Annotated in this window: 24 protein-coding genes; 8 read left to right on the forward strand and 16 right to left on the reverse strand. The window is 48.3% G+C overall.

Annotated elements, in window-relative coordinates; translation table 11 throughout:
* Nucleotides 1-31 precede the first annotated feature (31 nt).
* The 4 genes from EXW96_RS04200 to EXW96_RS04215 all read right to left on the reverse strand — a co-directional run bounded on the left by EXW96_RS04200 (nucleotide 32) and on the right by EXW96_RS04215 (nucleotide 5,378).
* Complete coding sequence (locus EXW96_RS04200; protein WP_174349953.1) at nucleotides 32-2,125, reverse strand: methyl-accepting chemotaxis protein; 2,094 nt, start codon at nucleotides 2,123-2,125, stop codon at nucleotides 32-34.
* Nucleotides 2,126-2,254: 129 nt separating this feature from the next.
* Nucleotides 2,255-3,775, reverse strand: a complete 1,521-nt coding sequence (locus tag EXW96_RS04205) for a tripartite tricarboxylate transporter permease (RefSeq protein ID WP_174349954.1) — start codon at nucleotides 3,773-3,775, stop codon at nucleotides 2,255-2,257.
* A 21-nt stretch (nucleotides 3,776-3,796) separates the two neighbouring features.
* Nucleotides 3,797-4,243: a tripartite tricarboxylate transporter TctB family protein gene (locus EXW96_RS04210; RefSeq protein WP_062408399.1), complete on the reverse strand. Its 447-nt coding sequence runs from the start codon at nucleotides 4,241-4,243 to the stop codon at nucleotides 3,797-3,799.
* A 97-nt stretch (nucleotides 4,244-4,340) separates the two neighbouring features.
* Entirely contained in the window at nucleotides 4,341-5,378 is a 1,038-nt protein-coding gene (locus tag EXW96_RS04215; protein WP_174349955.1) for a tripartite tricarboxylate transporter substrate binding protein, read from the reverse strand.
* A 354-nt stretch (nucleotides 5,379-5,732) separates the two neighbouring features.
* Between EXW96_RS04215 and EXW96_RS04220 the strand changes: the two genes are divergently transcribed.
* The 4 genes from EXW96_RS04220 (at nucleotide 5,733) to uraA (ending at nucleotide 10,808) form a co-directional block, all read left to right on the forward strand.
* Nucleotides 5,733-7,217, forward strand: a complete 1,485-nt coding sequence (locus EXW96_RS04220) for a spore germination protein (RefSeq protein ID WP_174349956.1) — start codon at nucleotides 5,733-5,735, stop codon at nucleotides 7,215-7,217.
* A 4-nt stretch (nucleotides 7,218-7,221) separates the two neighbouring features.
* Nucleotides 7,222-8,337 (forward strand): GerAB/ArcD/ProY family transporter, encoded by a 1,116-nt coding sequence (locus tag EXW96_RS04225; RefSeq protein WP_174349957.1) that lies wholly within the window; start codon nucleotides 7,222-7,224, stop codon nucleotides 8,335-8,337.
* 2 nt (nucleotides 8,338-8,339) lie between these two features.
* A complete protein-coding gene (locus tag EXW96_RS04230; protein ID WP_254611207.1) occupies nucleotides 8,340-9,416 on the forward strand; it encodes a Ger(x)C family spore germination protein in 1,077 nt (358 codons plus the stop codon).
* A gap of 111 nt (nucleotides 9,417-9,527) precedes the next feature.
* Nucleotides 9,528-10,808 (forward strand): uracil permease, encoded by a 1,281-nt coding sequence (gene uraA, locus EXW96_RS04235; RefSeq protein WP_174349958.1) that lies wholly within the window; start codon nucleotides 9,528-9,530, stop codon nucleotides 10,806-10,808.
* Between the two features lie 69 nt (nucleotides 10,809-10,877).
* On the opposite strand, the gene EXW96_RS04240 is transcribed toward uraA, so the two are convergent.
* The 7 genes from EXW96_RS04240 to EXW96_RS04270 all read right to left on the reverse strand — a co-directional run bounded on the left by EXW96_RS04240 (nucleotide 10,878) and on the right by EXW96_RS04270 (nucleotide 18,330).
* The gene (locus EXW96_RS04240; protein ID WP_174349959.1) at nucleotides 10,878-11,273 is read right to left on the reverse strand and encodes a hypothetical protein; all 396 of its coding nucleotides are present in this window, start codon (nucleotides 11,271-11,273) and stop codon (nucleotides 10,878-10,880) included.
* Between the two features lie 296 nt (nucleotides 11,274-11,569).
* Nucleotides 11,570-12,295 carry a response regulator gene (locus EXW96_RS04245; protein WP_254611208.1) on the reverse strand — a complete coding sequence of 242 codons (726 nt, stop codon included), beginning with the start codon at nucleotides 12,293-12,295 and terminating at the stop codon, nucleotides 11,570-11,572.
* Nucleotides 12,296-12,301: 6 nt separating this feature from the next.
* Nucleotides 12,302-13,927 (reverse strand): ATP-binding protein, encoded by a 1,626-nt coding sequence (locus tag EXW96_RS04250; RefSeq protein ID WP_174349960.1) that lies wholly within the window; start codon nucleotides 13,925-13,927, stop codon nucleotides 12,302-12,304.
* A gap of 121 nt (nucleotides 13,928-14,048) precedes the next feature.
* Complete coding sequence (locus EXW96_RS04255; RefSeq protein WP_062408406.1) at nucleotides 14,049-15,575, reverse strand: tripartite tricarboxylate transporter permease; 1,527 nt, start codon at nucleotides 15,573-15,575, stop codon at nucleotides 14,049-14,051.
* A gap of 31 nt (nucleotides 15,576-15,606) precedes the next feature.
* Entirely contained in the window at nucleotides 15,607-16,071 is a 465-nt protein-coding gene (locus tag EXW96_RS04260) for a tripartite tricarboxylate transporter TctB family protein (RefSeq protein ID WP_137669665.1), read from the reverse strand.
* 97 nt (nucleotides 16,072-16,168) lie between these two features.
* Entirely contained in the window at nucleotides 16,169-17,218 is a 1,050-nt protein-coding gene (locus tag EXW96_RS04265) for a tripartite tricarboxylate transporter substrate binding protein (RefSeq protein WP_174350075.1), read from the reverse strand.
* 191 nt (nucleotides 17,219-17,409) lie between these two features.
* Complete coding sequence (locus EXW96_RS04270) at nucleotides 17,410-18,330, reverse strand: MATE family efflux transporter (protein WP_217437243.1); 921 nt, start codon at nucleotides 18,328-18,330, stop codon at nucleotides 17,410-17,412.
* Nucleotides 18,331-18,507: 177 nt separating this feature from the next.
* Here EXW96_RS04270 and EXW96_RS27245 point away from each other — a divergent pair, with 177 nt between their 5' ends.
* Nucleotides 18,508-20,013: a transposase gene (locus EXW96_RS27245; RefSeq protein WP_203237022.1), complete on the forward strand. Its 1,506-nt coding sequence runs from the start codon at nucleotides 18,508-18,510 to the stop codon at nucleotides 20,011-20,013.
* 59 nt (nucleotides 20,014-20,072) lie between these two features.
* On the opposite strand, the gene EXW96_RS04280 is transcribed toward EXW96_RS27245, so the two are convergent.
* Both EXW96_RS04280 and EXW96_RS04285 read right to left on the reverse strand, forming a co-directional pair.
* On the reverse strand, nucleotides 20,073-21,590 hold the full coding sequence (locus EXW96_RS04280) for a flotillin lipid rafts scaffold protein FloT (RefSeq protein WP_074729696.1): 1,518 nt from the start codon (nucleotides 21,588-21,590) through the stop codon (nucleotides 20,073-20,075).
* Nucleotides 21,591-21,603: 13 nt separating this feature from the next.
* The gene (locus EXW96_RS04285; protein ID WP_062408635.1) at nucleotides 21,604-22,140 is read right to left on the reverse strand and encodes an NfeD family protein; all 537 of its coding nucleotides are present in this window, start codon (nucleotides 22,138-22,140) and stop codon (nucleotides 21,604-21,606) included.
* Between the two features lie 332 nt (nucleotides 22,141-22,472).
* Here EXW96_RS04285 and EXW96_RS04290 point away from each other — a divergent pair, with 332 nt between their 5' ends.
* Nucleotides 22,473-23,456: a YpdA family putative bacillithiol disulfide reductase gene (locus tag EXW96_RS04290; protein WP_174349961.1), complete on the forward strand. Its 984-nt coding sequence runs from the start codon at nucleotides 22,473-22,475 to the stop codon at nucleotides 23,454-23,456.
* 63 nt (nucleotides 23,457-23,519) lie between these two features.
* Here the strand turns inward: EXW96_RS04290 and EXW96_RS04295 are convergent, their stop codons facing one another.
* From EXW96_RS04295 to EXW96_RS04305, 3 genes are all read right to left on the reverse strand, one after another.
* Nucleotides 23,520-24,251, reverse strand: a complete 732-nt coding sequence (locus EXW96_RS04295; RefSeq protein WP_062408636.1) for a phosphonate ABC transporter ATP-binding protein — start codon at nucleotides 24,249-24,251, stop codon at nucleotides 23,520-23,522.
* Nucleotides 24,252-24,329: 78 nt separating this feature from the next.
* Nucleotides 24,330-24,812, reverse strand: coding sequence for a DinB family protein (locus tag EXW96_RS04300; protein ID WP_074729695.1), 483 nt, complete (start codon nucleotides 24,810-24,812; stop codon nucleotides 24,330-24,332).
* A 121-nt stretch (nucleotides 24,813-24,933) separates the two neighbouring features.
* Nucleotides 24,934-25,080: a hypothetical protein gene (locus EXW96_RS04305; RefSeq protein WP_174349962.1), complete on the reverse strand. Its 147-nt coding sequence runs from the start codon at nucleotides 25,078-25,080 to the stop codon at nucleotides 24,934-24,936.
* A 186-nt stretch (nucleotides 25,081-25,266) separates the two neighbouring features.
* Between EXW96_RS04305 and EXW96_RS04310 the strand changes: the two genes are divergently transcribed.
* Together EXW96_RS04310 and EXW96_RS04315 are read left to right on the forward strand one after the other, a co-directional pair.
* Entirely contained in the window at nucleotides 25,267-25,437 is a 171-nt protein-coding gene (locus EXW96_RS04310; RefSeq protein ID WP_074729694.1) for an aspartyl-phosphate phosphatase Spo0E family protein, read from the forward strand.
* Nucleotides 25,438-25,622: 185 nt separating this feature from the next.
* A complete protein-coding gene (locus EXW96_RS04315) occupies nucleotides 25,623-25,808 on the forward strand; it encodes a hypothetical protein (RefSeq protein WP_054818404.1) in 186 nt (61 codons plus the stop codon).
* Nucleotides 25,809-25,860: the final 52 nt, after the last annotated feature.

Raw genomic sequence — 25,860 nt, forward strand, 5'->3', positions numbered from 1 at the left:
GAACCTCCCGGCTTCGCATGCTCAGGAGCCCTTAAACCCGGAATTTCGTTAAAGCCGCCTCCAATGAATCGGACAAGCTCTCAAGCTTCTCGGACAACCTGACGAGTTCCTCGCTGATATGGGTCTGCCCATGACTGAGTGATGCGACCTCCTCCGTCGTTGCCGACGACTGCTCTGCTACAGCACTGACATTATGAATCGCAGCGCTGAGCGCGTATTGCGATTCATCCAGTCGGTTGATCGATAAAGATACGTCCGTCAGCTTCTGAACAAAGCCGTCCATGTGCTCCTGCACCTGATTGAACAGCGTATCCGCTTCCTTGACGGATGCGATCTGTTCTTGGAACAACGGATAAGCGGTCGACAGCACCGATACCGTCTCATCGATTTCGCTTTGAATCGTCTCGATGATCTGCCCTACCACGTCGATGGATTGTTTGGATTGATCCGCCAGCTTGCGGATTTCGTCAGCCACGACCATGAATCCCTTGCCTGCGGCTCCGGCTCTTGCCGCTTCAATCGCAGCATTGAGCGACAAGATGTTGGTTTGCTTGGTTACATTATGTAATACATCCAATATTTTTCGAATGGAACGCGTGCTTTCCTTTAAATGATCCACTTTTTCAATCAGGGAACGAGTCATTTGTTCGGTAGAGTTCGTCTTGGAGATCAGCTCGACCATATATTCCGTTCCTTGTTTACTAGCTTGCTGCACCTGTGTCGCTGAGTTGACCATATCTTTATTAACCTCAACAACCTGCTCCATTTGCTTGCCGATCGTTTGCATGATGTCGCTTCCGCGTTCGGCCTCGACCGCTAAGCTGCCAGCTCCACCGGCGATTTCTTCTGTAGCCACGGCAATTTCTTTGGCCGATGCCGCCGTTTTCCTGGCAGCCTCTGAAAGTTCGCTTGAGGTGGACAACACCTCTTGGGCGGAGCGATTCGTTTGCTGGACCAATAACGTGATTTGTTCCATCATCTGGTTAAAGCTTTGTGCAAGCTCGCCGATTTCATCCCGGCTGTTCACTGTACAGCGAACGACAAGATTTCCCCGTTCCCCTTCCTTCATCAGGTTTCGGAGTTCGACCAACGGACGGGCAATGATCCGAACAACCAGATACCCGATGCCGCAAGCCACCAATGCCGCAATCAATGTCATCAAAACCGTTATTCCGGAGATTTTTTTGGTTTCCGCCAACAATTCATTCATCGGAACGCTTCCAAGCGTATACCAGCCTGTTTTTGACGACTGCTGATATACAACGAGCTGACTTTCGCCCGACGGATCAACCACAATATCGGAATATTGAGCCTGATCCAAATTGACGGCCACCTTGGAACCGGAACCTACAAGCTCTTCATTAGGATCATACACCATTCGGTGATCCGGGCTGACAATCGCAGCGAATCCGGTTTCCCCCATCTTCACGTCATTCATTTCATTCTGAAATACGCTGTACTTGTATTCAAACAGCACTATCGCATGATCCTCACCGCCTGAAATATCCGGCAGGATACCGGCTAGCGCAAAGGATTTCACCCCTTGTGTTCCGAAAAAACCGTCGTTTCGGGTTTCCAGCCAAACCGGAACGCCCTCAGCGGCAGACGATACTTTTTTAAACCAATCCGTATCGGTAACCTCCGTATTCGGCGGGTTCCCTGTTGTAACGATCGCTTTTCCGTTCTTGTCAAGCAGACTGATGGCATACATCGTATCGGCGTTGGATAATGCGGATATCTGTGCTATGATTTGGCTGCCGATTTCCATCTGATCGAAAGAACCTTCAGGCGCCGAATAATACTTGAGAATGAGTAATTTTAAATCGCTGTCGGACAATGCCTGTTTGAAAATATCCTCAAACGAATTGTACAAAATATCGAGCTTGCGGCTGGTTTGAACAATCGTCTGTAACGACGCATCTGCTACCTTTTCCTGAATCACGTTTTTGGAAATAAAATAGGATGACGCTCCCATGGCGACAACCAAAACGACAACGCTGGCAAAAAAGATCAAAAACAATTTCATACCGACGGATTTCATCGGGTTTTTCTTCGTTATAACGAACGTCTGCTTACGGTTATTCCGATCCAATGAGATGAGGGAACTCCATGCTTTTTTGAACATTAGGCACCATCCTGTTTAACTCAAAAAAAATGGGAATTCAACCTTCTTGAGATGGTTAAATCAATTGGATAACCAAGTCCTTCAGGTAGTGAATTCCCTTTTTTTGAAGTTTATTATATTTGTGCAGATCTATCCGGAAATATCCACCTCAGAACCGACCGCGGCTTTTACCCGTTGTTTGGTACGCCGGATCAGGATCAGCGAAACAAAGAGAAGTACGAACGCCATGATCAGAATGGTCAACGATATCGGACGTGTAAAGAAAATGGAGAAATCGCCTGACGACATCGACATGGATTGAACAAAGGACTGCTCGAACATCGGCCCAAGAATAAAGCATAAGATCAGAGGAACCACCGGCCAACGGTATTTTTGCAAGAAGTATCCGACTGCGCCGAAAACTAATGCCATGAACACATCGAACAAACTGTTTCTTACCGTATACGCCCCAATAATACTTAATACGAGGATAACAGGAGCCATCACACCGTATGGTACGGTAGTCAGTTTTGCCCATAATCCAACTAACGGCAAATTGAGTACAAGCAGCATCACATTACCGATAAACATACTCGCGATAATCGTCCAAACGAAGCCTCCGCTTTGTTCGAACAAAACCGGCCCCGGCTGAAGTCCGTAGATCATCAAGCCGGCGAGCAGAACGGCAAGCGGCGGAGAACTGGGAATACCCAGAGCAAAAAGCGGGATAAAGCCGGAAGAGCTGGTCGCATTGTTGGCCGACTCCGGTGCTGCCACCCCTTCAATCGCCCCTTTGCCGAATTGTTCCGGGTGCTTGGACACTTTCTTTTCTACGTCATAAGCCAGAAAGGTCGTAACCGCAGTGGAGCATCCGGGTAATAAGCCGAGGACAAAACCGATAAATCCTCCCCGGAACATCGCTTTGTAACTTTTCTTCAGGTCCGCAAAACTCGGATATACGCTGCCGATTTTGCCCGGAGCAATGGCGCCGCTCCTTTCTTCCATCCCCTTAATGACCTCGGTGATGGCGAATAGCCCGATAATGACGCTGATCATATCAATGCCAGCCGATAACGTATCGCTTCCAAACGTAAACCGCATCTGACCTCCGGAAGGCCCCATTCCCCCCATGGAGAACAAATAACCGAAGAGTCCCATGATTAATCCCTTAATAATGGAATTGCCCGCCAAGTTTACAATGACCGTAAGCGCCAACAACATCAATGCAAAATATTCCGGCGGACCGAACTTTAACGCCTGGTCTGCAAGGATCGGAGCAAAGAAGACAAGTCCGATCACCCCCATGGTTCCGGCCACGAAAGAACCGATTGCAGCGATGCCGAGCGCCGGACCGCCTTTTCCCTGCTTGGCCAGCGGATAACCGTCCAAACAGGTCGGCACCGATGAAACCTCTCCTGGAATGTTAAGCAGAATCGCCGTCGTTGAGCCGCCATACATGGCTCCATAATAGATTCCCGCTAACATGATAATTCCTTCTACCGGGCCGAGCACCGTTGTTAAAGGCAGCAAAATGGCGATGGCGGAAGTAGGTCCGAGACCCGGCAGCATCCCGACTAACGTTCCTACAAGTGCGCCCAATATGGCCATCGCAAGGTTAAGGGGTGTAACCGCTTCTGCAAATCCGTGTAAAAGCATGTTTAATGCTTCCATTGTTCATGTTTCACCCCTTCTTTATATATTGAATATTCCCGTCGGGAATGGCATTCCGAGCCAAAAAATGAAAAGGAAATAAAAAATCGTAGTTAAAATCGTTGCGTAAATCGCCGATTTGGCCAAACTGAAAAAACCAAGCACTTTAAACAAACCGATAGAAACCAATAAAGTACTGATCACATAGCCCAAATATTGAATGGCAAACCAATAAGCGAACAATAAACCTAAGGCGAGAAGCATGCTTTTCATGATCACACGGTCCGGAAATTCTACCTTAAAGCTTTCACCCTTTACAAAGAAAACCAACAGCAGACCTAACAAGATTAATGCGCCGCCAACAATCCCCGGCATCGTATGATCCCCGACGAATGTATCCATTCGTGCCGGAAACAAGCGAATCGCTTCCGACATTGCGATGCTCCCGAATATAATGCTGATGATGCCCCCAACACGATCAGACAGCATGTACTCTCCCCCTTCTGTTTGGATTTGACCCGTTACCTTGCAATCTCCTCCTTCTGTCGGTTTACCAACAAAAGGAGGAGATTGTTTTTCCTATCGATTACTTGATGAGTCCCTTATCTTTTACAATTTTCGTGAAGAGTTCCGTTTCTTCTTTTACGTATTTTTCATAATCAGCAGCATTCAAATATGCGCCTTGAACGCTCATCGACTTCAGCTTTTCCTGAAACGCAGGATCCTGCTGCATTTTTTCAATGGTGGTTTCCCATTTCTTCACAACATAATCCGGAACGCCTTTCGGCATAGCAACCCCTACCCAGAACGATGCGGTGATTCCCTTTATCCCTTTTTCCTCCATAGTCGGAGCATCCGGGAAGAATTCGCTGCGTTTATCCGAGGCGATAGCCAGTATCTTCAGCTTGCCTGCCTTAACCAGATTATTGACTTCACTTACCCCTTGAACGCCAAGGGTGATGTGCCCGCCGGCAACCTTGGGAAGCGCATCGCCGGCGCCATTGGTGACGATCAGTTTAGCTTTGGAAAAATCTCCGCCGATGCTATCCAGCCACTGGATGACGCCGAAGGTTGCGATGGCCGTAGGACCATTGCTTGCAAAGGTAAGCTTGTCCGGATTTTTCTTGACCCAGTCATTCAGCTCTTCAATTGTGTTCCAGGGAGCGTCGGCCTTCACGACAAAAGCCAGCGGGTCATTGGTCGTTTTCGCAATAAACTGATAATCATCAATTGTGAACGGCAAGTTCGGAACACCTGCCAATAATCCCGTTACAGCGGAAACACTCTGAGTCACTACGGAATATCCGTCCTTCGATCCTTGCTTCAAAACCGCTTGAGTGCCTGTTGCACCGCCTGCACCCGGTTTGTTAACGACAATCACCGGCTGGCCCCATTCCTTGCTCAAATAATCACTCATGGCTCTTGCGAAAATATCCGTTCCGCCGCCAGCCGCAAAGGGTACGGTGATTTCAATTTGCTTCGTTGGGTATTTCGGTTCTTCTTTAACAGGCGCAGCAGCACTACCGCCCGAAGGGCCTTTCGAGGCTGGAGCCGAGCCGCACCCGGCTACAGCTACCGCCAATAAAGCCGTTGCCAGTATACCGCCAAACGATTTTTTCTTCACATGGAATTCCCCCTATACATTTTATAAAGAAAATCGCTTACAGTAAGCGTTTTCAGTTATAGACTCATCATAGTGGGATTAAAGAAAGAATACAATCTTTCGACCATATTGGTTCTTTTGGTCATTTTGGTCTTTGTGTCCTATTTGTTCAAAAACCGGTTCTCATTGGATTCTTTTCGAAATAACGACTTTCCATTTATAAAAAAATTAACGTTGGAAAATGAAAGGATTGCTCTATTCATTGATGCGTAATTTTTGTTTTGGATGAAATGAAGTCCAACGGTTCATAATAAATCCGGTAAATGAAATAATCTTCACATAAATGGATAGACAATAAATTCTTTAGGTGATGCTATGTTCAAATTTTGGAAAAGGTCTGCGGGCAGAAACGTTCATGAGCAACCTGACGATCTTCAGGAAACGGTTCTAACCATCGATGCCTTAAGACAAATGCTGGCTAACATGTATGATGCGGAATTCATTGAACGGCAAACAACCCGAGACCAGAAGGTAGATATTGTATACATAAGAACGTTGATCGACCAAGGGCGTTTGAATGAAGCCATTATCGAACCGATCTATCGTTGTTCCCAGGAGACGGTCTATGATTGTATTGCAGACATCAATGCGTCGGCTGTAGGTACGTTACTCGAGGCGCATAATCTGCTTTTACAAGGTTTCGTCCTTGTACATGATTCATCCATTAATCAATGGTGGTCTGTTCCTCTTCAGAATCCGTTAAGTCGAGCTATAGAACCTTCGGAGACGGAAACCATTATCTATGGTCCAAAAGATAGCTTCAGCGAACAAATAGAGCAAAATATCACCATGATTCGCAGACGCATGCCCATAGCAAAACTAAAGACAGAGATGTTTTCCATAGGTTATCTAAGTAAAACAAAGATCGTTATGATCTATGTTGAAGGATTGACCAATCCTGAATTTATTTCCACTACAAGAAGCAAATTATCCAATATCGATTTTGATTTGATCCTTGAGTCATCCAACGTGACCGCTTTCATGGATGATCATACGCACAGCGTCTTTCCGCAGTATATGCAAACCGACAGGCCGGATGCATGCGTTTATTCTTTAGGGCTTGGCAAATTGATTATCCTGGTAGACAATACACCGTTTGCGATTATCGCGCCCATTACTTTTTTTCATCTTTTTCAATCCCCCGAGGATTATATCAACCGCTGGATGGTGGCCAGCTTTTTTCGGTGCATCCGATATTTGAGCTTTTTTCTAGCCATCACATTGATCCCGCTCTATGTGGCGTTATCTACCCATCATTATCAGATGCTGCCGCTGCAAATTCTTTTCGTTCTGCTGGAGTCCAGAAGTAAATTGCCGTTTACACCCTTTTGGGAATCGTTTCTGATGCTGATCACCCTGGAGATCATCAAAGAGGCCAGCTTGCGGATGCCGACGAAATCGGGTCAGACCTTGGGAGTCATTGGAGGTATCGTGATAGGACAAGCCGCAGTACAAGCGGGATTCGCCAGTAAAGTGTTAATCGTGTTAGTCGGGATTTCGTCGATTGCTTCTTTTTTGGTTCCCAATTATCTGATGACCAAATCAAACACGCTCATCCAGTTTATTTTTCTTGTGCTTTCAGCTTTTCTCGGGATTTTTGGAATAGCGATAGGGTTGATCGCATTACTTATCCATCTGAATGGGCTTACTTCACTTAAACAACCTTACTTTTCACCTGTAGCTCCATTTCACGCGGGAGAATGGATGGATCTTTTTATTCGAGGGCCCTTGCCATTGATGAAAACCCGTCCTGATTCGTTGAAGCCTTTGGATAAACGGCGATATTGGCGGAGGAGATGATCATTTGAGGGAATTTTCCATATTTGAAAAATCGTCCGCCAATGGCGGTATATATGCCATGCTTATCGTAAACCGGTTGCAGCTGCTTTACTTTGCTTTAATGCTTCCCATGTATTTGATTCATTCCTATATGATTTGGGGGATCATTGTCATGGGGATATTATCACAAATCAATCTGACCCTTCTTTCCAAATGGTTCTCCTCGGATACGTCTCCAAAGGATTATCACGGCTTTGTTCAGCTTTTTGGCGAACGGACGGTTCGTATGTTTGCTTTGGTCGGCTGGGTTCTCATTCTAGTCAAAATTACGGTGATCACACTGAGTTATGTGGAAGTGATCCATTATTTCGTTTTCCCCTCTATGAACATATATTGGTTGATTTTATTTGCTTTTTCCATTAGCTGCTATTTAGCCGTTACGGGAATGGAAAAAGTAATACGATTTGTTGTGATCACTTTTCTAGCTTCATTTTCGATCATTTTATTTTTTGTTCCTTTTTTCATACCGCCGGTTGCTTCGCTTTACGATCTATATCCCCTCATACCGACAAACTGGTCCATGGACTCCTGGAAAGGCTTGTTGTTCATATGGTCGGCTTTGTCAGGTCCCGAATACTTGGTTTGTTTGCTTCCATGGCTGGACAAAGGCCCTAAGCTGTTTAGATATGTATTCGCCGCGAATGCGCTTTCCGTTCTGGAATATGTCATTATATTTGCAGCCGCTTTATTTTTTTATGGCTCCAATTATTTGAGCAAAAGTGAGTTTCCGGTAGTGAATATGATCCGTTATCTGGAATCCCCTGTGTTTGAGCGGATCGATATGATTTTTATTTCCTTTAACCTCTTTCATTTCGTATTCGTCGCTGCCATCTTTATTCTCTTTTTTTACGGAGCTACCCGAATCATGCTCGGGAAGCAGGATAAGCCGCCTACCCGAACGGGCTTTTATGCTAGTTGTATGTTCATTTGTCTATGTTTGCTCATCGCCAATGTGTCATTCTGGCAGGAAGGAATCGAGCATAGCATCGGACTCATCCTGGAGGTATGCTTGAGTGCATTATCCTACTTACTGGTTCCGGCCATCCTTGTGGTTGCCGGCAAATTAAAGGGGCGTATTTAAGTATGATGATGCGGATCAAGAGGTGTTTGCTAATAGCTCTGTTGTTCACAACGGGATGTTCACCGTTTGTAGAGAACAATACGATTGAAGAAATAGCCCCTGTGGTTTTTTGGTCTTTCAATGAAGGTGAAGAAGGAATGCTAAAAATCAGTACATTGGTTCCTCCGTTAATCAATGAAAAAAAGCGTCTGCTGAGTAAGCAGGTGAAACTGCTCAAGCAAGGGGAAAAGGAATTTAATTTAATTTATTATCGGGAGATTAAATCCGGTCAGCTTCGGATGGTATTAATCAATAAAAATCTTGCCAAAAAAGGAATTCTCACCCTTATAGATACATTGTTAAACGATCCCGATATTTCTCAACGCCTTTATGTGGCCGTAGTAGAGGGAAGTTTTGAAGACTACATCAAGGGCCAGATAAGCAAGCAAGCCGACCTTGATTTTTTTCTTTATCGCATGTTCAAGCATTACGAGGATAGGCATCAAGGTGAAATGAGCATCGTGAATTTACATGAATTCAAAAATCGACTGTACTCTCCCTACACGGATCCTTTCCTGCCTGTATTCAAGGTTGGTAAAGACAATTTCAAATATAAAGGAACAGCTTTTTTTCAAGAGGACAAGCTTGTAGGAAGCATCGACAAGCTATATGATCAAATTTTTCAATTGATCAGCAACGATTATTACCTCAAAAACCTTTCTATACCCGATTTAGCTGTAAGTATAGGTCAGGTTCGCTCCAAAACACAAATTCATTTTAATAAGGATTTCTCGGCCATGTCCATCCAGGTGAATCTGCAAGGAAGAATCAAAGAATACCGCGGGGACAAAAATATGTCTATAACGGAAGACTATTTGAGCCTTAATGAAGAGATAGAGACTTTTTTGGAAAAGCATACGATCATGTTTCTGAATCAATTACAAAAATGGAATGTTGACCCTATAGGGGTGGGGAAACTTACCCTTCGTCCCTTTTCCCGGCCTATAAGCAATAAAGAATGGTCTTCTTATTGGCCCAGAATGAAGATTAACGTCGAATATCGGATCGATTTTCAACCCATAAAGAGAATGAACCGCTAATTACAGCCTTGGAGTGCCAAGGTGCAAAAAAAGGATGGCATTTTGGCCGAAATTTGATAAGATAGTTGAGGTGTTTGTACATTAACCTGGACCGTCAAGGAGTGTATTGTTTTGAAGCAACCTAAAGAAATCGGGGTTCATGAGCGCCTGCCGCTGCTGCAGAGCTTGCCGCTCAGTCTCCAGCATTTATTCGCCATGTTCGGCGCAACCGTGCTTGTCCCCTTCCTGTTTGAAGTGGACCCGGCCACGATACTGCTGATGAACGGAATCGGAACATTGCTGTATCTTTGGCTTTGCAAAGGGAAAATACCGGCCTATCTCGGCTCCAGTTTTGCCTTTTTGTCTCCTGTATTTGCTATTTTGTCAGCGGGGCTGCCTTATGAAGCGGCTCTTGGAGGATTTATTGCATCCGGGATTATTTTCACCTTGGTTGCTTTATTAATCAGCAGAGTGGGAACCCGCTGGTTGGACATCGTTTTTCCGCCTGCAGCCATGGGTGCCATCGTCACCGTTATCGGACTGGAGCTGGTACCGGTAGCTGCCGAAATGGCAGGCTTCATCAAACCGGCTGACGTTGCGGAATGGTCGCCTGATCCTAAAGCGATCATCGTCTCTTCCTTCACATTGCTCATTACGATTGTAGGCTCCGTTGTATTCCGGGGCTTTCTGAAGATCATTCCGATTCTTGTCGGCATTATCTGCGGCTACATTCTCGCTTGGTTTATGGGCTTTGTTCAATTTGGAGCAGTTGCGGAAGCGGATATCGTTGCAGCGCCGCACTTTTATTTCCCGCAGTTTAACCTCTCGGCCATCATCATTATTGCACCGGCCGCGCTTGTCGTTATAGCAGAGCATATCGGGCATCTGATTGTGACCGGCAACATCGTCGGAAAAGACTTATCGAAAGACCCGGGACTGGATCGTTCCTTGCTCGGCAACGGGATTTCGACGATCCTCTCCGGCTTCGTCGGCTCCACGCCGAATACGACATACGGCGAGAACATCGGCGTTTTGGCCATATCCCGCGTATACTCTACTTGGGTGATTGGAGGAGCTGCGGTCATTGCCATTATTCTTTCGTTTTTCGGCAAGCTCACCGAAATCATCCGTACCATCCCCGTTCCGGTCATGGGCGGCGTATCTCTCCTCTTGTTCGGCGTCATCGCGGCCTCCGGAGTTCGAATGCTGGTCGAAACCAAAGTGGATTACTCCAAAGCCAGCAATCTGATTTTGACGAGCATTGTCCTTGTGATCGGAATCAGCGGAGCCACCCTGACGATCGGCAGTTTTTCGCTCAAAGGGATGGCGCTCGCGACTGTCCTGGCCATTCTGATCAGCCTCTTCTTTAAACTGCTGGAAAAGCTGAAGCTGATGAACGAGTCAAGCGAATAAATTCCGAATAAAGAAAATACCCTGCAGCGGCAGCCATGCCTTTGCAGGGTATTTGGTATTTAAACCATATTACGAGATGGGTTCCAATCCGCCGTACTTGGATATGGCTATCACCAAATCGTGCAGAATGGGCAGAATAAATTGGGACGAGCCCAGCTTGAAGATGCCGCTTCGGTTATGCAGCACCGCTTCTCTTACATACACCCGGTAATGCTGCATGCCTGACTGAGTATTTACGGTCTCGCTTCCGACAGACTTGCTGGTGCTTAGCCGAACCGGACGGGAGCCCGCAGGGAGTTCAAACGGAGTGATGCTGATGATATCCTCCAGCATAATATGGTAATTCGCATGAGGCTTTTGAAAAATCATTTCCTTGGTGGATACCGTTAGACCGAAATCGCGCTTCTTGTGGGATAGCTTCAGGTCGCCCTCGAGCGCCTTGATCTTAATAAAGTTTTCGTTCATCGTTCCTTCCTCCTCGTATTTCTGCTGCGGAATCGCCTGAACGTATGAATAAGATACTGGATAATGCCATGAAACTAGCATACCACAAAACGGGATGTTAGTACTAACCCCTGTGGACAGTTCCTTTCGGCAAAACGGGCGAACGGCTCGTTTTGCCGAAACGACTAGATCCCGACGTGCGCATTCTACGGCTGGTGCTGCGCGACATCAATGAACGGGACCGATCCCTTCAGCCGGCATACAATTGCTTTCCATTTTGACGAAAAAATAATTATTGTCCTAAATGATTAATGTAATTAATTTATAGACTTTCGATAGACTCGCTCCGGTCGCCCGACGTCTCCGTAGGACAGATCCGCTCTCAGCTTATTTTCGACAACCAAATGCTCAAGATATCGACGGGCGGTGGACCTGCTTACGCCAACCAGTTTTGCCGTTTGTTCAGCGGTTAAAGGTGCGTCGGCCTCGGCTATCGCTCCGATGATTTTATCCAGCGTAAGCTTGTCGATGCCTTTCGGAAGGGAAACGCCGACCACCTGTGCTTCTTTTTTCCCCGGGCCTTGAAGCAGGCGATCGATCTCGTCCTGACTGATATGGGCGTTTTTCCGCCGAAGCTGACGGATCGTATGGTAAAAGGTCTGGTAACGCAGCAGGGTTTCCCGCATCCGGTTAAACAGAACAGGCTTCATGATATAATCAAAAACGCCCCCACGGATCGCTTCCCGAACGGCATCTACTTCCTTGGCCGCGGTGATCATAATCACATCCGTTTGTCTGAATTCTTGTCCGATCATCCGGAGAAGCTCGAGTCCGTTTGTTTCGGGAAAATAAATATCGAGCAGCACCAGATCCGGCTCCAATACCTGCAGCATTTCTACCACCTGCGTCTCATCGGTAGCCATTCCGATGACGGAGAATCCCTCGACCTTCTCGACAAAGCGCCGGTTGATTTCCGCAATGCGTTCATCGTCCTCAATAATCAGGACTTGAATCGGAAACCGTCCCTCCATCTTATTCTCCATCCAAAATCACTCCTTCGTAACGAAAGCTGTGCCTGCGGGGACTGCATTGGGGTTCCGTTTAGGAATAACGACGAAAAAAATCGTTCCGTGATCTGCGGACGGCTCATGCTGTATCGTTCCTCCAAGCCTTTGCACAGCGTGCTTCACCAAGGAAAGTCCAATGCCCCTGTGCTCGCCCTCTTTGCTGGATACTCCCCTCTCAAATATGCTGTCGGACCAATGCGGCGGGATTCCCGGCCCGTTATCTTCACATTCGATCATTAAATCATCACCCAGATCGCTCAAAAATAGGGTGACTTTTTTCTCATCGTCGATCGAATGCTCAAGATGAGCTTCCATGGCATTGTCCGCCAGATTCCCGATGATGGTTACCAGCAGATCCTTGTCAATCCATCCGGGTACATCCCTGAAAGAACTCTCCCGGTCGATTTCAAATTGAATTTTCAACTCTTGCGCCCGGTTATATTTGCCGATGAGAAGTCCGCCAATGACCGGGTCGGGAATTTCACGCATGATGAACTGAATCAGGTTTTGATGGACGTCGGATTCTCTTGAGATCATCTCAACCGCCTCTTGATACGATTCGAGCTGAATCAAACCCGAGATGACATAAAGCTTATTGGAATATTCGTGCGTTTGCGCCCTCAGTCCTTCTGCAAATCGTTTGACCTGAGACAGCTCTTCAGCCAAACGAAACAATTCGGACTTATTCCGGAAGCTGGCCACAGCACCTATGACCTCCTGTTTCCGGTTGAAGACAGGAACTCTGTTGACTACAACCTCTTGTCCGTTGATCAGCATCATTTCGTCAAAATGGGATTGCCCCGTCCGGATGACCTCCAGCAGCCGGGTGGTCGGTACGACGTCCTGAATCGGTTTTCCCAGCAATTCTGCATCGTCCTTCAGACCAAGGATGTGCAGTGTCTGCTGGTTGGCCATGGTGATCCGCCCGCTGCTGTCTATCGCCAGCAGCGCCTCGCGGATCGATTCGAGTATCGCTTTCTTCTCCATATAAAGAGCGCCGATTTCTTCCGGCTCCAATCCGTGAATGGAACGGCGGACCCCTCTGGCGATCATCACCGCCCCAATTAGCGCAACCAGCAACGCGCCAATAGCGATGATAAAAATCTGTCGCTGGTAGACGTCATCCCATTGATTAATATCATCGATCATAAAACCGATAGAAACGATGCCGATCACATCTCCATTGTCGGAGTGAATCGGTACTTTGCCCCGCAGCGAAGGGCCAAGCGAGCCTTCGGCTTCAGAAATGATCGACATCCCCTGCAGCACCGGCCCGTTATCTCCCCCGACCATTTCCTTGCCGATCCGGTCGGGGTACGGATGGGAATAGCGTATTCCATCTCGGTTGCCGATGACGATGAATTCAGCCCCTGTTTTGGAGCGGATGTCCTCCGCTATCGGCTGAATGACGGATGACGGATCCGGCAAGTCAAAAGCATATCTGATTTCCGGAATCGAGGCCACCGATTCGGCTACCTTTAAGGCTCTTGTGCCGATTTGATCCTTCAACAAGGAAGTCACCATATATTCAATAACGACGCTTAAAAGAACAAGCACCGTGAACAGCAGCGAACAGATGAGTACGATGAGCTTGGTTTGCAGCCTCACTTTCGTTTCGTTCTCCCTCCGCAGATCATAATATTATTAGCATACAATATTCAGCCGATGAACGAAACAAATCCCCTCACTGATGTTAAAGTCAGTGAAGGGACGGAAAAGCAGAATACGATTATCCTTCTTCGTTGACAAGCACTTTTTTGCCGCGCATCTTGAGCAGCAGAGGAATCGTAATCCAAAGAAGCGCAAGCAGAAGGAATACCAGAGAAAGCGGCTTCTGCAGGAAAATCATAAAATCGCCATTGGAGCCCGTAAGCGCCCGCCGCATATTGTTCTCGATCATTGGACCGAGAACGAGACCCAGCACCAGCGGTGCCAACGGGAAGTCATTGCGGGACAGGCAATAACCGGCTAGTCCGCATCCGACCAAGAGCATCAAATCAAATACCGACGCTTGTACGGCATAGACACCGAACACCGAAATCGCGACGATGCCCGGAATCAAATACTTCGGCGGCGTTTCGATAATTTTTGCGAACACTCTAACCAGCGGCATGTTTAAAATAAGCAGCATGAGATTACCGATAAACATACTTGCGATCAGGCCCCAAGCCACTCCGGGATGCTCTTCAAACAGCAGAGGACCCGGCTGAACATTGTACATGATTAATGCGCCCATCAGAATGGCCGTCGTTCCGGACCCCGGAATGCCCAGCGTCAGCAGCGGAATCATTGCGCCTCCGGCAGCTGCGTTATTTGCCGTTTCCGGTGCAGCTACGCCTTCAATGGCGCCTTTGCCGAATTTCTCGGGATGTTTGCTTACCTTTTTCTCCATAATATAAGAGAAAAAGGATGCCAGTGTTGCGCCTGCGCCCGGCAATATGCCGATGAAAAAACCGAGCAGCGATGAACGGACCATGGGCATCGCACTGTCTTTCATGTCCTGTTTCGTCGGCAGGATACGGTTGATTTTGGCAAGGGTGCCATCATTGGACTCCCGTTCCAAAATCGTCTTGAACACTTCTCCCAGTGCGAAAAGCCCTACAGCCACGGTCAGAAATTCCAGACCTTGATATAACACCGGAAGTTCGAACGTAAAACGTGCCACACCGGATACATTGTCTATACCGATGGTTGCGAGCAATAGTCCGAGAATCGTCATGATCATGGCCTTGGTCATCGATTTTCCGGCTAAACCGCTAACTGCACATAAGCCAAGGATCATTAATGAGAAATATTCGGCAGGCCCGAATCGAATCGCAACCGCAGACAGCGGTTGTGCCAGGAAGATCAGACCGATCAATGCGAACATCCCTGCTACGAACGAACCGATCGCCGCGATGGCTAATGCGGCTCCGGCCCGGCCTTGTTTGGCCATTTGGTAACCGTCGATGGCGGTTACGACAGATGATGACTCCCCTGGCGTATTCAGCAGTATCGAGGTCGTCGATCCTCCGTACATCGCGCCGTAATATACGCCCGCCAAAAGGATGATCGAGCTTACTGCCGCTTCATCCGGAGGCATGCCTCCTGTAATCGACGAGGTGATAGGGATCAGCAGCGCTACGCCGCTCATCGGTCCGATGCCGGGCAGAACCCCTACCGATGTGCCGATAAGAACGCCAAAGAAAGCGAAGAGCAGATTGTGCCATGCAAAAGCAGTGATAAAGCCGTCCATTAAATATTGCATTGTGCTCATAATGTTTCCCTCCTAAGGTGCCGCTCTCCTGTTATAGTCCCAGCCAAGCAGGGAATCCCGGCAGCGTACCCTGAAGCACGACGACGAATAAATAATAAACCCCGCCTGAGCAAAGCGCTGATACAATGATGGCCGAAATCCACCGGTCGCGCTTCATTGTTTGGAACCCGATGAGTAAAAATAAGAATGTACTGATGACGTACCCGATATGTTCCATAGAAAGACCGTATAAAATCGTTGCGGATAATATAATACCGAAACGCTTATAGTCAAGCTTAGGCTTTAAAGAACGATCTTGGGCAGCCGGATATTTGACGGCTTCATAAATCAATCTTGCACTAAGCAGCATTAAAATAATGCCTAAAATTAACGGAAAAATAGATGGCCCGACGTTGCTTCCGTAGGCGCTGGAAGATATGGACCGGCTGCCCAAGGCAAACGCCGCGCCAATCGCTAGAAATACAATGCCTGCCGAGCGGTCAAACGTTTTGTTCATAGGTGTTTTCCTCCCCGCACCATCCAAAAGATCGAAGAAGAGAGCAGCCGTTGATCCAGGCTGTCTCATTCTTCTTATCGATGAATTTCTTTTCTTATTATTTCGCCATATCCAATGCGGTCAGCATCTCTTTAATAAGCGACTCCTGCTGATCCAGGAAGGCTTTAAAATCGCTGGAGTTTTTGTAGTCTTTTTCCCAGGTATTCGCTTGAAGCTCTTTATTCCAGGCTTCCGAATCGTTCAGTTCTTTCAGCTTTGCGTCCCAGTACGCAAGGGCATCCGGGCTCATCTCTTTCGGTCCGAAAATACCGCGCCAGATATTGAACTCCGCATCGATTCCCTGTTCTTTAAGCGTCGGAACATCTTTCAGAAGACCGCCCAGGCGTTCGGGAGAAGCAATGGCCAACACCCGGATTTTCCCGGCCTTCAGATATTCGCCTACACTGGAAGCATCGGTAGCGATGACGTCGGCGTTTTTACCCAGCAGCGCCGTCATGGCTTCTCCGCCTCCATCATAAGACACATATTTCACTTGTTTCGGATCGATACCGGATTTAAATGCGGGCAGTACGGCAACCAAATGGTCCATGGATCCCGGTGCGGAACCGCCGGCAATCGTCACCTTCGCCGGATCGGCCTTTAACGCATACATAACAGATTTCATATCCTGAAATTTGGAGTCGGCCGACACCACAATAGCTCCGTAGTCCTTCGTCAATTGAGCAAGCGGTGTAGTATCTTTATAGCCGAATGCGCTGTTGCCTTCCTTCTTCAAGTTGTTGATCAGGATCGGAGGAGAGCTGACGAACAGCTTGTGATTGTTTTTCACATCTTTGGTGGCATATTCCGCCATGAATACCGTTCCGCCGCCTCCCGGTTTGTTCTCCACCGTCATCGATTGGCCGATCATTTTGTTTTCGCCAAGCACTTTGACTATGGATCTCGCCGTCCTGTCCCAACCGCCGCCTGCGCCGGAAGGAGCCACCACGATGATCGGCTTTTCCGGATATTTCGATGCCGCGGGGGTTTTGGAACCACCTTCACTTGCTTGCGGCGTGCCCGAGCCGCTTCCGCATGCAGTCAAGCTAACGGCCATTACGCCAGCCAGTACCATTTTCCAGGAAAGACGAGACAGTGTTTTTAACATCATTTTTGAGGACCTCCCTGATATGCTTTTTCGATATGATAGCGCTTTCCATATTGCTTTGTCATTGTAGCATCAAGCGTTTTCATTCGTATAGCTTATGATCATAAGTTGAATAAACCCCATTTAGACCATTTTGTTCATTATGTTCACGATAAAAAAATCCTCCTGCCTTATACGCAAGAGGATGCTTATTACTCTATGGCCTTCTTCTTATCCAGCATGCTGGCGCTCTTCCAGTTTCCCCAAATATAGTAGCCTGCTGACAGCAGAATCCCTGCGAAAAATCCGATCGGAAAGCTCCACCACAGCGCATCCAATCCGTACTGTCGGCCAAGATAATAGGCCAGCGGGACGCGGATACACCACAGCGCCAGGAATGTCGTAATCAACGGAATCATCACCGCCCCTGTTGAACGGACGACACCTGAAAGGACGAAGGTAATCCCGAACAGAATAAAAGCCCACAGTGTGATATGATTAATATTCATCCCTATAGCTATCGCAGCCTCGTCCTGAAGGAACAGCTGCAGCGCTTGCCGGTTGAATACATAAATGAGCGCCACCAGCATCCCCGTCATCATAAAATTAAGCAGTATCCCCAATAACGTCGTCTTGTGCACCCGATCCCACTTGCCGGCACCGATATTTTGCGCGGCGAAAGCGGATACCGCACTACCGATAGCCATAGCGGGCATTTGGATATAGGTAGACAGCTGCATGGCGGCGCCAAACGCCGCCGTAGCCACAGAACCGAAGCTGTTGACCAGATTGACAATGGCAATGGCGCTGGTGGAAACGAACATCAACTGAAGACCCATGGGAACTCCCTTCTTCACCAGCGATCCAAGGATTTGGCTGTCGAACCGCAAGTAATGCCGATCGGCCCCGGTCAACCGCAGAAAATGCTTTTTGCGGTACAGATAAAAGAGCAATCCGCACAAGCTGACGAATTGAGCAATGACCGTGGCGGTCGCTGCGCCTGCTGTCTCCATACGGGGTATGGGACCTAACCCGAAAATAAAAAGCGGATTGAGCACGATATCCAGGAATACGGCAAGCAGTAAAAAATAGAATGGCGTTTTCGCATCCCCCGCCCCGCGTAATATCATCATGATATGATCTATGCAGTTCGTGTCATTAACTGGTAAACGGTGGTTTTTGCTGCACAAATGTCACTAATTTCTCGAAATTAGGACGAAAAACCACTTGACATTTTGGAAACACCCCCATAATCGCGAAGGATACCTCTATTTGCAGGGTATATCTTCTAGATTATAGGTGGTTTGCCAATGTCAGCGTTACAAAAACCGAGATTTACTGAGCTCAATCATAGTGAATGCGCGGGAGCCCCCGTCCTAAAAAGTTTGTGGGATCGTTTTGACTTCTCTCTGCTGCTCTCCCAATCCGGCATGATGAAGCGTAGTGGAACACCGTCTTGGCTCCTTTGCTTCCTTTATGTCGTCGGTCTCGTTTCCAATTGTTCATCCGTTGTTCAAATGGCACAGTTAGCCGACAAGGATGCCTTGCTGAAAGTCATGTTCCAGCCCTGGAAGCTCACTCAGTATACGTTGAGCCGCTTCTTCACGACTAGCTTTGCCTGGATGACCTTTGGAAAAAAGCGTGTCGAGCGATTGCAGCAAGATACCCTGACCCGACTCTCCGATGGGGATGTGGTCAATCTCGATGATACGCATAGTGCGCATCCCTACGCCAAACAACTTCCGTTTCTCAGCTGGCTCTACGACCATTCCACAAAAACATATGCATGGGCGATGAATCTTGTGGTCCTGCAAGCTGTCCTAAAAAGCGGATTGGAATATCCGTTGTTTTACCGCGTGTGGCATAAGCCGGAAACGAAGGGTGAGGGTCTTACGAAGCTGGATCTGGCCAGACAGATGCTTTTGATGCTGCGTGAATCCGTCACATGCCGACTGTGGGTGGCGATGGACCGGTGGTATCTGTGCAAGAAATTTTTCGTATTCCTAGAAGAAAACAACTTTGATTGGGTAACCAAGGCCAAGCGCAACACCGCTTTATTCCGTAAAGTCATTGAACCCGGTACCCGTCGAGAACGCTTCGTGCCGCTGACTCCGGTCATGCTCATCCGCGAAGTGTTCAAGGATTTGACTCGTCAAGCGACATCCGGATTGAGTTCCATTTCCATTCCGGGTATTTACATGAAGCGCCCTTACACCACTATAAATCGAAAAGGAAAGCAAGTGACCAAACAACGATTTGTACCGATCGCCGCTGTTGTCGCCATGCGATTAAAGGAAGATGAACAACCCGATTCGAATCCCGTCCAGACAGAAGAGGAAGAGTCCCCTGCCACTTACAGAGGCGCGTACTTGCTCATCAGTAACCGCTTTGATGCGCCGGAGCAAGCATTGCAGACCTACGTAAAACGCTGGCGGATCGAAGTGTTCTTTCGTGCAGCCAAGCAGGAACTGGCTTTTGAAAAGTGCCATGCCCAATCCGAAGCGCATCACCATGCTCATTTCGAGCTATTGTTCGCCGCTGAGACATTATTAGCCGTTGCGCTTTTCGAACTGAACAAAGAAAAAACGAGTGATGAAGGCTACACCCACGGGGAAATGGTTCGTGGCCTCTTCCACACTCGTTGTCAGGTTCGCGTGAAAAACCACAAGGGCATTCAGCGAATCTCTATTGATTGTGACATACAAGTGCGGCAATTTGCAAGACTAATTGAATTGTTTTGGCCAGAGCATTATTTAATGCTTCTTTGGGTTACACCCAGACCAGAACTTTACCAGGTCTTACCACGAACTGCATAGGTCATGATCATGATATGATACTGTTAATATATAGTAAAAAGTAATGCGCGTAAATCCGACTATGGTTGTGGTTTCGAATCCGGTACGGAGGCTGGAACGTCTTGGATGGCAGGAACGTTGGATTCCGTACGCTTCGTTAAGTGTTTGACCAAATTCTCCAAATCAATACCGCTTACGTTCTTCAGCATCTCCGGAGCGGTGGCCATCAGCTGCGTGACGTAGTTGCTGACGCGCGCCGCACCTTCGCCATTGCCTGTATCGACGACGGTGAGCTTGTCGATGGACTTCAACGGCTCCGCCACTTTTCCGGCAAGCTCCGGCAGCATCTTCACGATGATATCGAGTACGGCGGCTTCACCGAATTTCTCAAATGCCTGAGCAAGCTTCTCCTTCGCTTCCGCCTCGGCCAAACCGCGGAGCCGGATGACTTCCGCCTCAGCCGTACCTTTGGCCCGTTCGGCATCCGCCACAGCCAAACCTTCGAGCCGCTTCTGCTCAGCCATCGCCCGCGCTTCGGCTTCGATGCGGTATTGTCTCGCATCCGCTTCCGCCATTTGCTTGGCCTTTTCAGCTTCCGCAGCCTGAATCACTGCATAACGATCGGCATCCGCTTTTTTCTTCACTTCCGCATCATATTGCTTCTCGCGGCGCAAAATTTCTTTGCCTTCAAGATCAATTTCGCGTTCTTTCCGAACAAGCTCGACTCGCATCTGCTCCTCGACAACGCTTTGTCTGGCGCGGGCTTCCTGGATATGGTAGGCTTGATCCGCTTCCGCGCGTGCCGTATCCTGCTCCTTTTTAAATGAAGCCACCTTCAGCTCTTTTTCCTTTGAAGCTTCGGCAATGTTCGTATCTCGCAGCAGCTCCGCTTTCTGCCCTTCTTCCTCGGCACGCGCCTTTTGAATCCTGGCATCCCGCAGGGCTTCCGCTTCGGCAATTTCCGCATCGCGTTTGACCGCGGCGATTCTGGGCTTCCCGAGCGCATCGAGATAACCGTGCTTATCCCGTAAATCCTTAATGGTAAAGGAAACGATCTGGAGGCCCATTTTTTTCAAATCCTTGGCTGCTACGCTTTGAACCTCCTGCGCGAATTTGTCGCGGTTGCGGTACACTTCTTCAACCGTCATCGAGCCCAGAATGGCCCGCAGGTGCCCTTCCAGCACTTCCTGCGCTTCCACCTTCAACGCTTCCGTCGGCTTGCCCAAGAACTGCTCCGCCGCTGTTGCCACATCTTCGACGGATCCGCCGATTTTGATAATGGCAACGCCGTCGGCCATGACCGGAACGCCCTGCTCCGTGTAAACCTCCGGGGTGGAGACGTCCAATTTGTGTGATAAGAGCGAAACAAATTCGGCTTGCTGAAATACCGGAAGGATGAAAGACCCGCCGCCGCGAACAATTTTAATTTTGCGTCCGGAATCGTCCGTCAATACATTTTTGCTGCCGAGGAACGATCCGGTGACGATCATCGCCTCATCCGGACTTACCGTTTTGTACCGGGCCCAGAACGCAAGCCCCAGTACGACGATCACACCGACAACAATGATTGGAATTGTCAGAAGTTCAGTTAATACCATTCCCTTCTCTCCTTTACAACTTGGGTTCGTCCAGACGGGTCACAAACAGCGTGCCGTCTTTCACTTCCACCGTCACTACTCTGGCACCCGCCTCAATCGAGTTACCGTCAAAGCTTTCCGCAATCTGATTCGTAACGCCTCCGCCCATCTGCATCACAACCTCCCCGCAGCCTTGGGCCGGAATCGGCACCGACACCTCCCCGATCCTTCCGACCAAATCCTGCATGGAGAAAGCCAATGAATTCTCGGTGTTTTGCATTGGCTTGACGTATAAGAAAAAGATCAATGTCCCAGACAGAACGGCGGCCAGCAGAGATAGGAACAACACTGCAGCAGCTGCCAAAGGGGAATACTTCGTAAGCAAAATGCCCGAGCCACCGAGTACCGTCAAACCGCTAAACAGAACCATCGGTTGCAAGTAATGCAGCACGTCGCCGGACATCCAATCGAACATCCCGTCTATCGCGCTGCTCAGCAGGTCGCCGAACACAACCGTCACTAGCGCAAATAATACACCGGTAATAAGCAGTCCCCAATACAGCTCCAACATGATGCTCCCTCCAAACTTCAAACAAATGTGCACAATCAGTAATACGCAGCATACATCTAGAAAGTTGCATTTTTACCTCACAAATCCAAAATATGAACAAAATGCGACATGCCCCCGAAATCGCGAATCACGGGTTGAACCGGATCGGACGCAACGCCGCCTATAAGAGCGGTTGGGTGCTCTAAATAAGCGCAAAAAGGATCAAAGATGAGGTTGCCCGGCCCGGGAACACTGCTTGGTCAATGCAAACTGGAAACCGCTGGTCAAATCGGTTACTATGATAAGGGAACTGCTGTACATACCCTTAATTACAGGTAGGCGAGGTGTTTGTTGTGGAAGAAGTCGTTGTGATCGGGGCGGGTCCTTGCGGCTTGTCCGCCGCTGTTGAGCTGCAGAGAATCGGTCTGAATCCGCTCGTTATTGAGAAAGAATGCGTTGTGCATTCGATTTATTTATACCCTACTTATATGCAATTTTTCAGTACGCCGGAGCTGCTTGAAATCGGAGGGTATCCTTTCTCCACTCCGAATGACAAACCCTACCGGTTGGAAGCATTAAACTATTACCGGAACGTGGCCCAACGCAGTGAGCTGCGCATCCGCTCGTATGAGACGGTAACGGGAATCACCCGTCAAGCCGACGGCACCTTCGAGCTGACCGTACAGAACAAATTCGGCGCATCTGACAAAGTACAGACCCGTTATGTTGTCGTGGCCACCGGGTACTTCGATTCTCCGAATATGCTGGGCATTCCAGGCGAGGATTTGCCCCATGTCTCGCATTATTTCAGAGAAGCCCATCCTTATACCGGTACCCGGGTAGCCGTCATCGGCGGAAGCAACTCCGCGATCGACGCGGCTATGGAGCTGCTTCGCGCAGGAGCAAGCGTGACGGTCATTTACCGCGGGGAAACGTATTCCTCCGTCATTAAGCCTTGGGTTCTGCCCATATTCGAAAGTATGGTAAGCAAAGGCAAAATCCGGATGATGTTCCGTTCACGTGTAACGCACATTACGGAGACGACGATCACTGTGGTAACGGACGGGCAGGAGCAAACGCTGGACAATGACTTTGTGCTGGCCCTAACCGGCTTTCGGCCGGATCGAAGCCTGCTGACCAAAGCAGGCGCCGAATTAAACATGGAGGCGGGCGGCGTGCCGAAGCACGACCCGGACACGATGGAGACGACGGTACCTGGCCTGTACATTGCAGGAGTAGCGGCTTCCGGCTCCAATGCCAATGAAGTGTTCATCGAAACCGGACGTCTGCACGGCGGACGCATTGCCGCTCATATCGCTTCAAAGAAACAAACCTGAACATTGGAATCATTCCAAAGGTCGCCCCGGGCTTTAAGGACAGGCGGCCTTTTTTCCTTGCACTTATTTAAAAATAAGATCTTTTTCCCGCTGCGTCAGACGGCGTCCGGCGATATCGACAACTAGCTTTCCCCCCGACAATCCCCAAATCCTGGTGGCAAACTTCTCTGCGAGCTCAACTTGATGAAGGCTGCAGAAGACGAGAATCTTGTTTTTGCGGCAGATCGTCCGCAGATCCTCCAGTACGCGGCTTGCCGCCTCGGGGTCCAGCCCGGATACCGGCTCATCTGCAAAGATCACCCTTGCCCCTTTAATCAACGCTTTACAAATGGCTACCCGCTGCTTCTCCCCGCCGCTCAGCTTTTCAACAGGCTCGTGGGCTTTGTCAAGCAGTCCCACGCGATCCAAATAATCCATCGCTTCCATATGATCGTCTTCCGATACCGTATTGGTGAGAAAGCGCCACCATGATTTTTTGAACAGCAGCGCGGAAAGCACATTTTTAACAGCCGATTTTTTTTCATTCAAGCCCGGTTTTTCCTCCAGATATACCCACTGCTTGCGCAGCTGAAATTTCTCCCAGGCATTCAAACCGGTAATATCTTTACCATCATAAATATATTGGCCTTCATCCCATTTTTCCTTCAGCATCAGACACCGGAAAAAAGTGGTTTTGCCGCTTCCGCTGGCACCAAGCAGGGCGATCAAATCGCCTTCGTCCGCCTGAAAGCTGATACGCTGCAGTACGCGGTGATCGGGTGGGAAGGTTTTGCTCAAACTTCGTACAATGATCATCCGTCCGATTCTCCTTTACTCACATGAATCTCTAATACTATACCATGATCCCCGGCCCGAAAACCACCGCGCCTTCATTCAAGCTTCAGCCAGCCTTAAGTAATAGATGAAGTCCGTGGAAGCGCCGGACACACTCCAATGCCGCATCATCGATGCGATATTGCCTAAGTGATATGTACCATGATTCGATAAATGCTGAACGACTTCAAGAATCGAATTGGAGAATACTTCACCCTTTGAATTGGAATAAGTGATCCTGTCCCCGGCACTTACCCTCTGCAAAAATAGGCTGTAATCCGCCCGAAGCCGATCAAACCGCTGCTTCAGCTCTTCGATGGATGGTTGTTCGCTCCTTTCCATCGGATAAGGAATCTGCCGAAGTCGGGATAACCACAAACCGTCGACATCCGCCAAATGAGCCAGTGTTTCTCCAATCGTAGGAAATACACCGGGAACCGGCGTATACAGCACGTCCTCTTCCATTTGTTTTAAATACGCAAGCCAGGCATCGATCGCCCAAAAATGATAATCGATCAGCTTGCATGGCCAGTCATTATTCATCCTCTCAGCCTCCCTGACCTTTATCATAATCCATTCACGGAATATAATAAATCCTGAAAAAACGGGAAAAAGCCGCCCGCAGTTCGGACAGCTTTAGATTCATTCGGCGAACGGCTTTTTACTATTGAGGATTCGTTTCCTTTGGGACCTCATTCAGACTGGGCGGATGAGTGGCCGCTTTGTCCGGCTCTACGATCGTACCCTCTTGCGTAAATTTATTTTCTCTGAAATCAGGATTGTTTCTCTTATTGGCTTTCTTGTTTTCCATGTCCCGCATCACCTCCCATTTTAAGGTTATGATTTCATAATAATACTTTTTTATGCATATTTTGTTATTTGTCATAAAAATTTAACAAAGTTTTCGACAAAAAATTACAATTTTCACGCTAACCTCGTATTATAATACTCTAAGGAATAGCGGTATCTATCAATTATAGGATGTGATAGGACATTCATGGAAGAAGCTGAATTGAAACGCCGCATGGAACGAATGCAGCGCCAGCTTTATGTGCTGGTCGAGAAGACGGGAAGCTTTGTAGACCCCAAGGTCGTCGAGCTTAGCCAACAGATCGATTGCCTCGTTCTATCTATCCAACTCTTACGAATGAAGGACAAACTCCAATAAATCCGAGGCCGTTGAATGAAATCAATGAGCCTCTTTATTGTGCTTCGGCTTGATAAATATTACATGATATGTTATATTAAAAACAAGGAAAATCAAGGGTTTAAGCAATATACGCACCTTGTACCCCCCTGCTTGATGTACTCTCTTGATGCACCACTCAAATGATAATAAAGGAGCGATGCACCATGAATTACGATGCTCATCAACAACCGCAGGAGAAAAAGATTTCCGTTGAACTGACTTTGAATGAAGCTCTGGCTCTTACCGGCGTCCGATTCCGGGATAATCATAAGCTCGAGGTCAACGCCATGGCCAAGATCAAAAGACAGCTCGAAGAGCAAATCATCGACAGCCGCAGAAATGTTCAGTAATCGGCTTTGAAATGAAATCGTTAACAAGATCCCGATGCAAGCCCTTTGCATC

It is taken from the genome of Paenibacillus sp. JMULE4 (assembly GCF_013337105.1).
Lineage (GTDB): Bacteria > Bacillota > Bacilli > Paenibacillales > NBRC-103111 > Paenibacillus_G > Paenibacillus_G naphthalenovorans.

What these genes read in the sequence shown, in the direction of transcription:
- EXW96_RS04210 (WP_062408399.1), bottom strand. Translation starts at nt 4,243, where the DNA reads ATGCTGTCTGATCGTGTTGGGGGCATCATCAGCATTATATTCGGGAGC.
- EXW96_RS04245 (WP_254611208.1), bottom strand. Translation starts at nt 12,295, where the DNA reads ATGGAGAATAAGATGGAGGGACGGTTTCCGATTCAAGTCCTGATTATT.
- EXW96_RS04260 (WP_137669665.1), bottom strand. Translation starts at nt 16,071, where the DNA reads ATGAACAAAACGTTTGACCGCTCGGCAGGCATTGTATTTCTAGCGATT.
- EXW96_RS04285 (WP_062408635.1), bottom strand. Translation starts at nt 22,140, where the DNA reads ATGTTGGAGCTGTATTGGGGACTGCTTATTACCGGTGTATTATTTGCG.
- EXW96_RS04230 (WP_254611207.1), top strand. Translation starts at nt 8,340, where the DNA reads ATGATGATGCGGATCAAGAGGTGTTTGCTAATAGCTCTGTTGTTCACA.
- EXW96_RS04255 (WP_062408406.1), bottom strand. Translation starts at nt 15,575, where the DNA reads ATGAGCACAATGCAATATTTAATGGACGGCTTTATCACTGCTTTTGCA.
- EXW96_RS04220 (WP_174349956.1), top strand. Translation starts at nt 5,733, where the DNA reads ATGTTCAAATTTTGGAAAAGGTCTGCGGGCAGAAACGTTCATGAGCAA.
- EXW96_RS04295 (WP_062408636.1), bottom strand. Translation starts at nt 24,251, where the DNA reads ATGATCATTGTACGAAGTTTGAGCAAAACCTTCCCACCCGATCACCGC.
- EXW96_RS04280 (WP_074729696.1), bottom strand. Translation starts at nt 21,590, where the DNA reads ATGGTATTAACTGAACTTCTGACAATTCCAATCATTGTTGTCGGTGTG.
- EXW96_RS04205 (WP_174349954.1), bottom strand. Translation starts at nt 3,775, where the DNA reads ATGGAAGCATTAAACATGCTTTTACACGGATTTGCAGAAGCGGTTACA.
- EXW96_RS04305 (WP_174349962.1), bottom strand. Translation starts at nt 25,080, where the DNA reads ATGGAAAACAAGAAAGCCAATAAGAGAAACAATCCTGATTTCAGAGAA.
- EXW96_RS04200 (WP_174349953.1), bottom strand. Translation starts at nt 2,125, where the DNA reads ATGTTCAAAAAAGCATGGAGTTCCCTCATCTCATTGGATCGGAATAAC.
- EXW96_RS04310 (WP_074729694.1), top strand. Translation starts at nt 25,267, where the DNA reads ATGGAAGAAGCTGAATTGAAACGCCGCATGGAACGAATGCAGCGCCAG.
- EXW96_RS04315 (WP_054818404.1), top strand. Translation starts at nt 25,623, where the DNA reads ATGAATTACGATGCTCATCAACAACCGCAGGAGAAAAAGATTTCCGTT.
- EXW96_RS04300 (WP_074729695.1), bottom strand. Translation starts at nt 24,812, where the DNA reads ATGAATAATGACTGGCCATGCAAGCTGATCGATTATCATTTTTGGGCG.
- EXW96_RS27245 (WP_203237022.1), top strand. Translation starts at nt 18,508, where the DNA reads ATGTCAGCGTTACAAAAACCGAGATTTACTGAGCTCAATCATAGTGAA.
- EXW96_RS04270 (WP_217437243.1), bottom strand. Translation starts at nt 18,330, where the DNA reads ATGATGATATTACGCGGGGCGGGGGATGCGAAAACGCCATTCTATTTT.
- EXW96_RS04240 (WP_174349959.1), bottom strand. Translation starts at nt 11,273, where the DNA reads ATGAACGAAAACTTTATTAAGATCAAGGCGCTCGAGGGCGACCTGAAG.
- EXW96_RS04265 (WP_174350075.1), bottom strand. Translation starts at nt 17,218, where the DNA reads ATGTTAAAAACACTGTCTCGTCTTTCCTGGAAAATGGTACTGGCTGGC.